The sequence below is a fragment of the Gillisella terrae genome (genome assembly GCF_004801395.1).
In the GTDB taxonomy this organism is placed as follows: Bacteria; Pseudomonadota; Alphaproteobacteria; order Rhizobiales; family Rhizobiaceae; genus Allorhizobium; species Allorhizobium terrae.
Genome location: NZ_SSOA01000002.1, coordinates 561,066 through 572,523 on the forward strand (window position 1 = coordinate 561,066; position 11,458 = coordinate 572,523).

Annotated in this window: 11 protein-coding genes; 7 read left to right on the forward strand and 4 right to left on the reverse strand. The window is 55.1% G+C overall.

What is annotated here, in order from left to right:
• Positions 1-81 precede the first annotated feature (81 nt).
• Genes pgsA through E6C51_RS06400 form a run of 3 tightly spaced genes read left to right on the forward strand, consistent with a single transcriptional unit; the run spans position 82 to position 1,405 of the window.
• Positions 82-672 carry a CDP-diacylglycerol--glycerol-3-phosphate 3-phosphatidyltransferase gene (pgsA, locus tag E6C51_RS06390; RefSeq protein WP_146928627.1) on the forward strand — a complete coding sequence of 197 codons (591 nt, stop codon included), beginning with the start codon at positions 82-84 and terminating at the stop codon, positions 670-672.
• 2 nt (positions 673-674) lie between these two features.
• Positions 675-929 carry a molybdopterin converting factor subunit 1 gene (gene moaD, locus E6C51_RS06395; RefSeq protein WP_146928624.1) on the forward strand — a complete coding sequence of 85 codons (255 nt, stop codon included), beginning with the start codon at positions 675-677 and terminating at the stop codon, positions 927-929.
• Positions 930-931: 2 nt separating this feature from the next.
• Positions 932-1,405 (forward strand): molybdenum cofactor biosynthesis protein MoaE, encoded by a 474-nt coding sequence (locus tag E6C51_RS06400; RefSeq protein WP_190235375.1) that lies wholly within the window; start codon positions 932-934, stop codon positions 1,403-1,405.
• 76 nt (positions 1,406-1,481) lie between these two features.
• On the opposite strand, the gene ndk is transcribed toward E6C51_RS06400, so the two are convergent.
• Both ndk and E6C51_RS06410 read right to left on the reverse strand, forming a co-directional pair.
• A complete protein-coding gene (gene ndk, locus E6C51_RS06405; protein ID WP_146928617.1) occupies positions 1,482-1,904 on the reverse strand; it encodes a nucleoside-diphosphate kinase in 423 nt (140 codons plus the stop codon).
• Positions 1,905-2,010: 106 nt separating this feature from the next.
• The gene (locus E6C51_RS06410; RefSeq protein ID WP_190235376.1) at positions 2,011-2,694 is read right to left on the reverse strand and encodes a glutathione S-transferase family protein; all 684 of its coding nucleotides are present in this window, start codon (positions 2,692-2,694) and stop codon (positions 2,011-2,013) included.
• A 190-nt stretch (positions 2,695-2,884) separates the two neighbouring features.
• On the opposite strand from E6C51_RS06410, the gene E6C51_RS06415 reads away from it, so the two are divergent.
• The 3 genes from E6C51_RS06415 (at position 2,885) to E6C51_RS06425 (ending at position 8,294) form a co-directional block, all read left to right on the forward strand.
• Positions 2,885-4,768, forward strand: coding sequence for an ABC-F family ATP-binding cassette domain-containing protein (locus E6C51_RS06415; RefSeq protein WP_190235377.1), 1,884 nt, complete (start codon positions 2,885-2,887; stop codon positions 4,766-4,768).
• Positions 4,769-5,402: 634 nt separating this feature from the next.
• Positions 5,403-7,307 carry a HAMP domain-containing methyl-accepting chemotaxis protein gene (locus E6C51_RS06420; protein WP_190235378.1) on the forward strand — a complete coding sequence of 635 codons (1,905 nt, stop codon included), beginning with the start codon at positions 5,403-5,405 and terminating at the stop codon, positions 7,305-7,307.
• Between the two features lie 153 nt (positions 7,308-7,460).
• Positions 7,461-8,294 carry a polysaccharide deacetylase family protein gene (locus E6C51_RS06425; RefSeq protein ID WP_330999749.1) on the forward strand — a complete coding sequence of 278 codons (834 nt, stop codon included), beginning with the start codon at positions 7,461-7,463 and terminating at the stop codon, positions 8,292-8,294.
• Between the two features lie 61 nt (positions 8,295-8,355).
• Here E6C51_RS06425 and E6C51_RS06430 read toward each other — a convergent pair whose 3' ends face one another.
• Together E6C51_RS06430 and E6C51_RS06435 are read right to left on the reverse strand one after the other, a co-directional pair.
• A complete protein-coding gene (locus tag E6C51_RS06430; RefSeq protein WP_190235379.1) occupies positions 8,356-8,805 on the reverse strand; it encodes a DNA polymerase III subunit chi in 450 nt (149 codons plus the stop codon).
• Between the two features lie 15 nt (positions 8,806-8,820).
• Positions 8,821-10,311 carry a leucyl aminopeptidase gene (locus E6C51_RS06435; RefSeq protein WP_190235380.1) on the reverse strand — a complete coding sequence of 497 codons (1,491 nt, stop codon included), beginning with the start codon at positions 10,309-10,311 and terminating at the stop codon, positions 8,821-8,823.
• 246 nt (positions 10,312-10,557) lie between these two features.
• Here E6C51_RS06435 and E6C51_RS06440 point away from each other — a divergent pair, with 246 nt between their 5' ends.
• A complete protein-coding gene (locus E6C51_RS06440; RefSeq protein WP_190235381.1) occupies positions 10,558-11,412 on the forward strand; it encodes a phosphatase PAP2 family protein in 855 nt (284 codons plus the stop codon).
• Positions 11,413-11,458: the final 46 nt, after the last annotated feature.

Below are 11,458 nucleotides of genomic sequence, written 5' to 3' on the forward strand. Positions count from 1 at the left end.
TTGGCGCACGGCGCTGTAGAAAAATGTGACACGAGACTCATCTGCTGCCACTCTACGGCACCGACATAAAGACAGGGCATCATGGCTTCGCGCACTTACAGCATACCCAACCTGTTGACCTATGGCCGCATTCTGGCCATTCCACTGATTGTGTTTTGCTTCTTTCTGGAAGGCACTCTGCAGAGCACAGACTTTGCACGCTGGACGGCGCTGGGGCTGTTCGTTCTGGCCTCCATCACAGATTTTTTCGATGGCTATCTCGCCCGCATCTGGAATCAGACATCCAACATCGGCCGTATGCTGGACCCGATTGCCGACAAGCTGCTGGTGGCCACCTGCCTGTTGCTGATGGCGGCGGACACCGAAAAAACCATTGCCGGTTGGTCGCTCTGGGCTGCCATCATCATCCTGTGCCGCGAAATTCTGGTATCGGGCCTGCGCGAATATTTGGCCGCGCTGAAAGTCAGCGTGCCGGTCACCCGCATTGCCAAATGGAAAACCACCGTACAAATGCTGGCACTGGGCTTTTTGCTGGCCGGTCCGGCTGGCGATAAGGTTTTGCCCCACACCACCCAGATCGGCATTGCCCTTTTGTGGATTGCGGCCATTTTGACCATGTACACCGGCTATGACTATTTCCGCGCTGGCCTCAAACATATTTCGGATGATTGAGCATGGTGAAACTGGTCTATTTTGCCTGGGTGCGCGAAAAAATCGGTAAGGATGAAGAAGAGCTGGAGCTGCCAGCCACGGTAAAAACCGGAGCAGACCTGATTGCCCATCTGGCAAGCCTTGGCGAGGAATACGCAGAGGCTTTGCAATTTCCCAACGCCATTCGCATTGCCATCAATATGGAACATGCCGAGCATGATGAGCCGATTGCGGGTGCCCGCGAGATTGGCCTGTTTCCACCCATGACCGGAGGCTGACCATGGTTGCGCCTCTCATCCGGGTTCAGCGCGAGGATTTTGATGGCGCGATTGAGAGCGCCGCTATTACCGCTGATCGCAAGGATATTGGCGCGCTGGTGTCTTTCATTGGCCTTTGCCGCGATGAGCAAGGCCAGCTCGATGCCTTGGAGCTGGAACATTATCCCGGCATGGCCGAGGCAGAGCTTAAGCGCATTGGTACCATGGCGATTGAGCGTTTCAATCTTCTGGCACTGACAATCATTCACCGCTTTGGCAAGATTGCCGCCGGTGAGCAGATCGTGCTGGTCATCGCAGCTTCCAGCCATCGGCAGGCGGCCTTTGACGGCGCGAATTTCGTGATGGATTTTCTCAAAACCGCAGCCCCCTTCTGGAAAAAGGAACATGGGGTTGATGGTACCTGCGGCCATTGGGTTGCGGCCCGTGATGCCGATGACGCGGCACGGGATCGCTGGACACCTTCATCTTTTACATAAACAAAAACCGGAGCCTTTCAGCCCCGGTTTTATGCAGTCTCTTGAATCGCTTGAGGCGAAAGCCTCAAACTTTGATTCAGCCAACGATTTCGGTGGCCGAGAACCAGTAAGCGATTTCTTCAGCAGCAGTTTCTGGAGCATCAGAGCCGTGAACGGAGTTTTCGCCGATCGACAGCGCGAACTGCTTGCGGATGGTGCCTTCAGCAGCCTGGGCTGGGTTGGTTGCACCCATGATTTCGCGGTTCTTGAGGATAGCGCCTTCGCCTTCCAGAACCTGAACAACGGTTGGGCCAGAGGTCATGCCTTCAACCAGTTCGCCGAAGAAAGGACGATCCTTGTGAACAGCGTAGAAGCCTTCAGCTTCGCGCTTGCTCATCCAAACGCGCTTGGAAGCAACAACGCGCAGGCCGTTGTCTTCAAAAACCTTGGTGATTGCGCCCGTCAGGTTACGCTTGGTGGCATCTGGCTTGATCATCGAAAATGTGCGTTCAATCGCCATGGTCTTGTCCTTTATTGAATGAGAAAGTGGGCGGTTTCTACCCGTCCCGATTCGCGAAGACAAGAGGGGGGCGTGAATTTCACTCAACCGTCATAGTCTATGCCGCTCACCCGACTGAGCGGCCCACACCATGGAAAAGATCAAGGCAGCGCTCAAACCAATCCAGCGCCGGATCATCGGCGGGCAAATGCACCGAACCCGTCGCCACGCGCAGCCACTGAAGCGCACCAAAGACGATATAATCGGCAAACAGTGGCGAAGCCCCGCCAATAAACGGCTGAGAGCGCAGCATATGGCGCAAAGGCCGTAATTTATCCGTAAAAGCGGCAATGGAGGCATCGCGATCCGGAAAGGCCTCTTCAAGTGGTTTACCTAACAACGCTTCGCGGCTTTTGCGAAAATAGACCTGATCGACAGGGTCCAGCATGTTGTGAATATCCATCAAGGCAATGGCGGTCACAGCCGGATGGATGGTGGTTTGCGAATAGCCTTCCACAAACCGCGCCATGGCCTTGCCACCCTCACCACCAAACAGGCTGGGCGCAAAGGGGTATGTCTCTTCCAGATAAAGCGCGATCTGGAAACTGTCAGAAACCAGTGTATCCTCATCCCGCAGCAGCGGCACAATCTTGGTAACCCCACCCTCGACCGTTGGAATCTCGGTAAAAGGCAACAGCTTTTCTTCAAATTCCAGCCCTTTGTGATGCAGCGCCATCACGGCCTTCCAGCAGTGGGGAGAAAACGGACGGCTCTCGTCCTCGCCGGTCAAGGAATACAGAATTCTGCTCATGCACTGGTTCTCCCGAATTATTGCCCGAAAGCGTGATTGTGATTTGTGATCACTGGATAGCAATCAAGCGGATTCTTCCAATCAAAACTACTGAAGAAACACATCAAACCCATGAATGATCCCACCTTCCCCACCACTGTGACTTATCTGCATATTGCCTTTGGCCGCCACATCGGCCAAAACGCCGAACATGATCTCAATTAACGACGTCTCCGCCCGTATTGCAGGCCGCCTGCTTATTGACCACGCCACGATTTCGCTGCCCTCTGGCACGAAAGCGGGCCTTGTTGGCCGCAATGGCGCTGGGAAATCCACGCTGTTTCGCGTCATTACCGGCGATCTCGCCTCCGAATCCGGCTCGGTTTCCATTCCGAAGGCGGCGAAGATCGGACAGGTGGCGCAGGAGGCCCCCGGCACCGAGGATAGTCTGATTTCCATCGTGCTGGCGGCCGACAAAGAGCGCACGGCCCTGCTGGCAGAGGCCGAGACGGCAACGGATCCCAACCGAATCGCTGAGATTCAAATGCGGCTGGTGGATATTGATGCCCATTCGGCAGAAGCGCGCGCCTCCAGCATTCTTGCCGGTCTCGGCTTTGATCAGGCAGCCCAGCTTCGCCCGGCTTCCGCCTTCTCTGGTGGCTGGCGTATGCGTGTGGCGCTGGCAGCTGTGTTGTTTGCCGAGCCGGACCTGTTGCTGCTGGACGAGCCAACCAACTATCTCGACCTTGAAGGCACGCTGTGGCTGGAAGATTACATTCGGCGTTATCCGCACACCGTCATCATCATCAGCCATGATCGTGATCTTTTGAACAATGCCGTCAATGCCATTGTCCACCTTGATCAGAAAAAGCTGACCTTCTATCGCGGTGGCTATGACCAGTTCGAGCGCCAGAAGGCCGAGAACGACGAATTGCAGATGAAGGCCAAGGCCAAAAATGACGCTGCGCGCAAGCATTTGCAAAGCTTTATCGATCGTTTCAAAGCCAAGGCCACCAAGGCCAAGCAGGCCCAGAGCCGCGTAAAAGCGCTGGAGCGCATGGGCACGGTGGCAGCCGTGATTGAAGATCACGTGCAGCCCATCACCTTTCCTGAGCCAGAAAAGCAACCCGCCTCGCCCATCATCGCCATCAATGGCGGTGCGGTTGGCTATGAGCCGGGCAAGCCGATTTTGAAAAACCTGAACTTGCGCATCGATGCCGATGACCGCATTGCGCTGCTGGGCTCGAACGGCAATGGTAAATCCACCTTTGCCAAATTCGTCTCCGGCCGTCTGCCGCCGGAAAGCGGTGATTTGCGCCTGGCTCCGAGCCTGTCGATTGGTTTTTTCGCGCAGCACCAGCTGGATGATCTGGTGCCTGCCGACACGCCTGTGGAGCATGTGCGCCGTTTGATGCCCACTGCACCGGAGGCCAAAGTGCGCGCCCGCGTGGCGCAAATGGGCCTGACCACGGAAAAGATGAACACCGCCGCCAAGGATCTTTCCGGCGGTGAAAAAGCCCGCCTGCTGATGGGCCTTGCCGCCTTCCATGCACCCAATCTGCTGATCCTCGACGAGCCCACCAACCATCTCGACATCGACAGCCGCCGCGCGCTTATCGAGGCGCTGAACGATTATGAGGGCGCGGTTATTCTGATCTCGCACGACCGCCATCTGATTGAAGCAACGGTTGATCGGCTCTGGCTGGTCAACAACGGCACCGTCACCACCTTTGAAGGTGACATGGATGAATACCGCGATCTGATCGTGGCATCGGGCAAAAAAAAAGACGAAAAAATTGAAGCGCCGGTAGAGGCCGCCAATAAGGCGGATCAACGCAAAGCCAATGCCGAAAAGCGCGCAGCCCTCGCCCCCTTGAAGAAAAAGATCAACGAAATCGAATCCTTGACCAAGAAACTCGAGACTTTGATTCAAAGCCTTGATGCAGAACTTGCAGATCCGGTTTTGTATGAAAAGAACCCGGCCAAGGCAGCCGAAAAGGTCAAGCAACGCGGCGAAGCAGCTGCCAGGCTGAATGCCGCCGAAGAGCAATGGCTTGAGCTTTCGACCGAGTATGAAGAAGCGATGGCGGGCTGAATAGACTTGTTCCGCCATAAACTATGTTTACATGTTAAGATTGTCGAAAACATCAGATGCGGACTTGTGTCTTTTTACAACATAGGACCGCGATAAACAGGATGTAATATTCCTGAATAGATCAGCTTGAGCGATATTTCTCCAAGCTTATTTGAAAATAATCTCAAAAAAATAGATGTTCTGTTCTTGGGCCGCGCCGCACAGAGGCTTTGCGCTTTAGAATAACCATTTGATTATTCAAGACAAAGCAAAACAACCCCTCGATTTAAAGGGTTAAATTTATATTAGAGATATTTTAATTAATCCAAAACATCATCCGCTTGCAATGCAACATGATACTGAATGCCTCCATACTGACTGTCTCTTTTGACTCTCTGATCCAAACCGTGCGCACGGTTTCTATGAGAAAGCCACGTGTGGCGGTCATCGGTGCCGGCTGCAACCAACCACAGAGCGTCGGTGCGAAACTGCGCGTTCGGCACGAAGTTGCGACATCTCTTTATGATGAGGGCTTTTGGGCCTTCTGAATCCAAAACACATGTCAGTCGCTGCGCAATGAATTGCGTTGCAGGGTAAGCATATCTGATGGGGCTGCCATGACGGCATCTCATCCAGCGTGATTGGAAACGATGTAATGCTTCCACATTTTTCTTTAAAAACGTCACTCGCTGGCGCTTTATCGGGCTTGATGTTGCTTCTTCTCATTCAGGGTGGGTTTGGCCTCTATTCCATGTCGGGTACTTTCCGGCATGTTCAGGAATTGGCCGAACGCGCCGTTCCGCGTGTCGATATTACCAATCGGCTGAACATTTCGTTGGCCAATCTGCGCGGTCTGGAAACGCGCCACATTCTGAGCACGACGCCTGAGGCGATTGCGCAAACGGATGCCGCCTTGGAAAACGAGCGGGCAAAACTGCGCAGCCGCATGGCAACATACGAAAAGCTGATTTCACTTCCAGCCGAGCGTCAGGCATACGAGGTGTTCAAGCGAGAGCTTGCCACCTATCTTGAGCTGGATGCCAAAATGGTGGCACTCTCGAAAAGCGGGGAGAAAGACAAGGCGTCCGCTCTTCTGGTGGGGGAGATGGTCAAGGTCTATGCTGCCATGGATGATCAGGCCGATATTTTCCGCGACGCCAATGTCGATGCCGCAAAGGAGATGTATCAAAGCGCATCCAGTGCTTTTAACCTTTCGGTCTTTCTCAATGGGCTTGTGCTGGCGCTGGGCGCAATTGCAGGCGTGGGTGCGATGATCTTCGTATCAAAGGGCGTTTCAAGCCCCATCCAGCGACTGACAGCCAATATGAGCACGCTTGCCTCCGGTGATTTCAGCCAACACATCCCCTACCTTGAGCGGCAAAACGAAATTGGCTCCATGGCCCGCGCCCTGGAAGTGTTCAAGCAAAATGGACTGAACGTCTTGAGCATGAACGCCCAAGAGCTGCACATGCGGCAAAAATGCGATGAATTGCGCGACAGCATCGGCGAAGTGGTTGCCGCCGCTGTGACCGGCGATTTCAGCCAGCGCATCACCCGCGATTTCGACTTTCCCGACCTCAATGCTTTCGCAGCCTCGATGAATGAACTGGTGCAATCCATCGACTGCGGCTTGAGCGAAACACGGCGCATTGTGGCCGCCCTCAATCAGGGTGACTTGACCGATGCCATGCGCGGACAGTTTCAAGGAGCCTTTGGTGAGCTTCAGCAGAACGTCAACAACACCATGGGTGTGCTCCGCGCCATTGTCGGCGAGGTTCGCGCTTCCATCGATATGATCAATTCAGGCTCTGGCGAGCTTCGCTTTGCCTCCGATGATCTGGCCAAACGCACAGAGCAGCAGGCCGCCGCCCTGGAAGAAACCTCATCGGCGCTGGAAGAAATCACCAACACCGTCAACACATCAACCCGCCGCGCCCTGGAAACCAGCAGGATGGTGGATGTTGCCCGCCAAAGCACGGAGGATTCTGCCTCTGTGGTTTACGATGCCGTCTCGGCCATGGGCCGCATTGAGCAGGCATCGGGCGAGATCGGCAAGATTTTGAATGTGATTGATGAGATTGCCTTTCAGACCAATCTTCTGGCGCTCAATGCTGGCGTGGAAGCCGCCCGCGCCGGAGAGGCTGGCAAGGGCTTTGCCGTTGTCGCCCAGGAGGTTCGTGAACTGGCCCAACGCTCTGCCGGGGCCGCCAAGGACATCAAGAGCCTGATTACCAAATCCGGTGATGAAGTGGCCGCAGGGGTGCGGCTGGTGACCGCAACCGGAGAGGCGCTCAACCGGATTCGTGATCACGTTGTCGATATCAACACCCAGGTGCATGAAATTGCCAATGCCGCGAAAGAACAGTCCCACAAGCTCCAGGAGGTCAATTCCGCCGTTGGCCAGATGGATCAGGTCACGCAGCGAAATGCCGCCATGGTGGAAGAAACCACAGCCAGCACAAACCGGCTGGCCGATGACGCCGCAAACCTGGCGCGACTGATCGGTCACTTCAAACTGGAGCCAGCGTCCAACAAAGCCGGCCACTGGAAAGCAGCCTGAAGACACTTTTACAGCACCGTGCGTTTTATCAAGCGTACGGTGCTGTCGCATTTTCAATTGTGTCGAATATTGGGCGAAAGCAGGGTGTCGTCAATAACTCATTAACCATAATTCGATTATCTGATTCTATCGTCTTTCACGAAGAATCACATCATGATGTCTCGCCTGTTCGCCAGCGCCACCCTTGCTCTATGCCTTGCTGGCTGCGCCAGCCAAAGCCCCTCCAATATGACCATGCGCAGCGCCTTTGCGCCAGTGACTGAGCGTCCCAAGCCGCTTTTGGCCAGCGATCCTGTGCCCATGGAGCCACAAAACTGGATGGGGCGCGGCAAGGGAACGCAATTGGCCGGGCGCACACTCACGGTCTCCAGCATTCACGACATCAAGCTGGGTCCAAAAGAAGTCATCCTGACCTTTGACGACGGGCCATCGGTGAAAAAAACGGAAACCGTTCTGCGCGATCTGGACCAGTATAACGTCAAGGCCACCTTCATGCTGGTTGGCGAAATGGCCAAGAGCCATCCGGAAATCGTGCAGGACACTTTGCGGCGCGGCCATTCCATTGGCAGCCACACCTATCGCCACCCCAATTTGAAAGCCATGGCCTTCGATCAGGCGATGAATGAAATCATGCGTGGCGAAAATGCTGTGCGCGATGCAGCGGGCGTCAAAACTGTTGGTTTCTTCCGTTTCCCCTATCTTGCCGATACGCCAAAATTGCGTCAGGCGCTGGCGGACCGCGGAACGGTGGTGATGGATGTCGATATTGATACCAAGGACTATTACAAGGCCACGGCTGCCCAAGTGCTGGACCGCACCATGGCTGAGCTTGCCAAACGCCACGGCGGCATCATCTTGATGCATGACATTCACACCAGAACGGTTGCCATGCTGCCGATGCTGTTGAAGCGTCTGGATGCGGAAGGCTATAAAGTTGTCACCTTGCGCTATGGCAAGGCTCCAAACCAGATGATGGCATCGCGCTGAAAAAAGGCCTATCCTTCGAAAAAAGGATAGGCTTTATTTTTCGATCTTTTACGCCAAAGGCTTAGGCCTTCTTTTCCCAACGGCCCTGATTGTTTTGCTGCCAATAGGTCAGGGAATGGCCCTCGCCTTTCAAGCGCTTCCATTCGCCGCGTGCGATTTCCAGTTCACGCTGATCATGGCCGTCAAACACGAACACCACCCGCTCGTAGAGCAAGGGAAGTTCCGGCACGGCACCGTCGATATAGAATCGCACCGTTGCCTGATTGCCATTGTGTGACGAGAGACTGAGCAATACCGGTTGACTGTCCGCCATTTCCGCATCGTCTGTACCATGGGGCAGAAAACTATCTTCGCGGTAGGTCCACAAATGCTGATCGAGCTTTTCGCGCCGATCAGCATCGCGCATTTCCACGCCCACCTTCCAGCCGCGCTCAAGGCACTTTTCCAGCAAGGCCGGAAGAGCATCCTCAAGCCTGGTTTCTGTGAGATGGTAGAAGAGAACGTCGGTCACGCTTTGGCGTCCCGCTTAGGCTTCATAAGCATCACGCACCAGTTGATCCAGCAGCCGTACACCAAAGCCGGATGCCCAGGACTGGCTGATTTCATCCTTTGGCGAATCCATCGCCGTTCCGGCAACATCCAGATGCGCCCAAGGCGTGTCGCCGACAAAGCGTTGCAGGAATTGCGCCGCGGTGATCGATCCACCCAGCCGTCCGCCGGAGTTTTTCATATCAGCAAAGCGGCTGTCGATCATTTTATCATAATCCTTGCCCAGCGGCATCCGCCACAGCCGTTCATTGGTGGCCAAACCTGCTTTCAGCAATTGCTCTGCCAAAGCATCATCGTTGGAAAACAGGCCAGCATGCAGATTGGCGAGCGCCACCAGAATAGCCCCGGTCAAGGTGGCCAGATTGATCATGAAGGCAGGCTTGAAACGGTCGTTGCAATACCAGAGCGCATCGCACAGCACCAAACGGCCTTCGGCATCGGTATTGATAATCTCAATGGTCTGGCCAGACATGGAGGTGACAATATCGCCCGGACGCTGGGCGTTGCCATCCGGCATATTCTCGACAAGGCCAAGAATGCCGACAACATTGACCTTGGCTTTGCGCGCCGCCAGCGTATGCATCAGTCCAATCACGGCGGCAGCGCCACCCATATCGCCCTTCATGTCTTCCATGCCAGCCGCAGGCTTGATGGAAATGCCGCCGGTATCAAACACCACACCCTTGCCAATGAAGGCAAGCGGCTGGCTATCGGCCTTGCCGCCTTTCCACTGCATCACCGCCAAGCGCGGTGGCCGCACGGATCCTTGGGCGACCCCCAAAAGCGCGCCCATGCCCAGCGCCTTCATCTCCACTTCGGTGAGAATCTCAACCTCAACGCCCAGCTTTTCCAACGCCTTGGCGTGATCGGCAAACTCCACCGGGCCAAGCACGTTGGGCGGCAGATTGACCATGGTGCGGGCCAGCAACACGCCATCGGTCACCGCTTTGCCGTCCGCCTCAAACAGGGCCTTTGCCGCATCCGCTTGGGCGGTCACAATGGTCACCTTGATGACGGCGGCACCTTCTTCATCGTCCTTCTTCTTGGTCTTGTAATCATCAAAGGTGTAATTGCGCAGCATCATGCCGGTGGCAAAGTCGCACACAGTCTTTGGCGTTACATCAAGCCCTTCGGCATCGACAAATACGGTGGCAGCCTCAGCTTTCTTGAGGTTGGCAGCCACGGTTCCGCCAAGCCGCAACCAGTCATGGGCGCTCAGATCAGCCGCCTTGCCTGCGCCAACCACAATCAGACGATCCAGCGTTGATCCGGCAGGAGCCAGCATATCCAGCACCGTCATGGACTTGGCCTTGAACTGCGCAACTTTGGCCGCCTTTGCATAGGTACCGGCAGGATCTAGCTCTGCGGCGGCTGCTGGAAGCGCCCCTTCAGCCTCTTTCAGCGTGAGCGCAAGTCCGCCTTGCAGCGAGGCAGATGTTGCAAAGGAAATTTCTAGCTTGGCAGCCATGGTAAACTCCGGCATTTCATTTTGAAGGTTGGCCGATCATGTCGGTTTTGAACCCGATTGCAACAGATAGACCGACAAAGCCGAAATTTGATGTGCAAAAGGCAGCCGACGGCAAAACAAAGGGGCGCGCAAAGGTGATACAGGCAGCACCGATACATCTGGCTCTTTTCCATGCCTCAGGGTAAGAAGCCAGCGCCATTGCCCTTGCAAGCCAGCCCGGTGAAGCCAAAAGATCAAGAGTAAACCATGAGCCAAATTGCGCGCACCTCTGTGCACACGATCAAAACACTCTGGGAAGGACTGGCCCGCGTGCCGGACCTGTCAAAGGCATCGATTGGCACAGCAACCGCCTTGTCTGCCTTGTGGTTTGCTCTGCTGCTGATATTTTACACCGTGCCCGAGATTGATTTGGCGGTCGCTGGCTTTTTCTTTCGCGCTACAGACTGTGGCAATGCCGCAAATCACCTTGTCTGCGGCGGCTTTCCCGTCAGTCAGAATGGTGTGGTGCAGGTGATTCGAAAAATCCTGTTCTACGTGCCACATGTCACCGGCCTGTGCATTTTGGTGGCACTCATCACGGCAATCGTCGAATCAAAGCATAAACGCATCAGCGAATTTCCAGCCTTGAAGATGCAAAACCGGGAGTGGATCGCAAAACTCGCCTTGTCGCTGCTGGCAGCCTTGATCGGCCCGTTTCTCGTCGTCAACGTCATTCTGAAAGAGTGGTCGGGGCGGCCACGTCCGATTGAAACCGATTTTTTCGGTGGTACCATGCATTTCATGCCCGCTGGCAGTTTCGCCGGGGCCTGTGATAGCAATTGCTCGTTCATCTCGGGCGAAGCCGCAGGCGCTGGCATCATGATCTGCATTGTGCCCTTTATTCCCCTCGCCTGGCGATCTCGCCTCGGCCCGCCTTTGGTCATTGCGTCAATCGCGACAGCCCTTCTGCGGGTGGCCTTTGGTGGCCATTATCTGTCGGATGCGGTTCTGGGTTGGCTGTCGTCTCCGGTCATTTTTGCCTGGGTCTTTGTGGTTTACCACCTGCTTTGCGGGCCGCAAAAGCGCTCAAATTCCAAGCCAACGTCAATCCTGCACAAGTGATTGTAGAACGGCCTCTTGTCTTTTGCCGGAACCAAGGGCAAATAGA

What these genes read in the sequence shown, in the direction of transcription:
- E6C51_RS06400 (WP_190235375.1), top strand. Translation starts at nt 932, where the DNA reads ATGGTTGCGCCTCTCATCCGGGTTCAGCGCGAGGATTTTGATGGCGCG.
- E6C51_RS06410 (WP_190235376.1), bottom strand. Translation starts at nt 2,694, where the DNA reads ATGAGCAGAATTCTGTATTCCTTGACCGGCGAGGACGAGAGCCGTCCG.
- pgsA (WP_146928627.1), top strand. Translation starts at nt 82, where the DNA reads ATGGCTTCGCGCACTTACAGCATACCCAACCTGTTGACCTATGGCCGC.
- E6C51_RS06440 (WP_190235381.1), top strand. Translation starts at nt 10,558, where the DNA reads ATGAGCCAAATTGCGCGCACCTCTGTGCACACGATCAAAACACTCTGG.
- moaD (WP_146928624.1), top strand. Translation starts at nt 675, where the DNA reads ATGGTGAAACTGGTCTATTTTGCCTGGGTGCGCGAAAAAATCGGTAAG.
- ndk (WP_146928617.1), bottom strand. Translation starts at nt 1,904, where the DNA reads ATGGCGATTGAACGCACATTTTCGATGATCAAGCCAGATGCCACCAAG.
- E6C51_RS06425 (WP_330999749.1), top strand. Translation starts at nt 7,461, where the DNA reads ATGATGTCTCGCCTGTTCGCCAGCGCCACCCTTGCTCTATGCCTTGCT.
- E6C51_RS06435 (WP_190235380.1), bottom strand. Translation starts at nt 10,311, where the DNA reads ATGGCTGCCAAGCTAGAAATTTCCTTTGCAACATCTGCCTCGCTGCAA.
- E6C51_RS06415 (WP_190235377.1), top strand. Translation starts at nt 2,885, where the DNA reads ATGATCTCAATTAACGACGTCTCCGCCCGTATTGCAGGCCGCCTGCTT.
- E6C51_RS06420 (WP_190235378.1), top strand. Translation starts at nt 5,403, where the DNA reads ATGCTTCCACATTTTTCTTTAAAAACGTCACTCGCTGGCGCTTTATCG.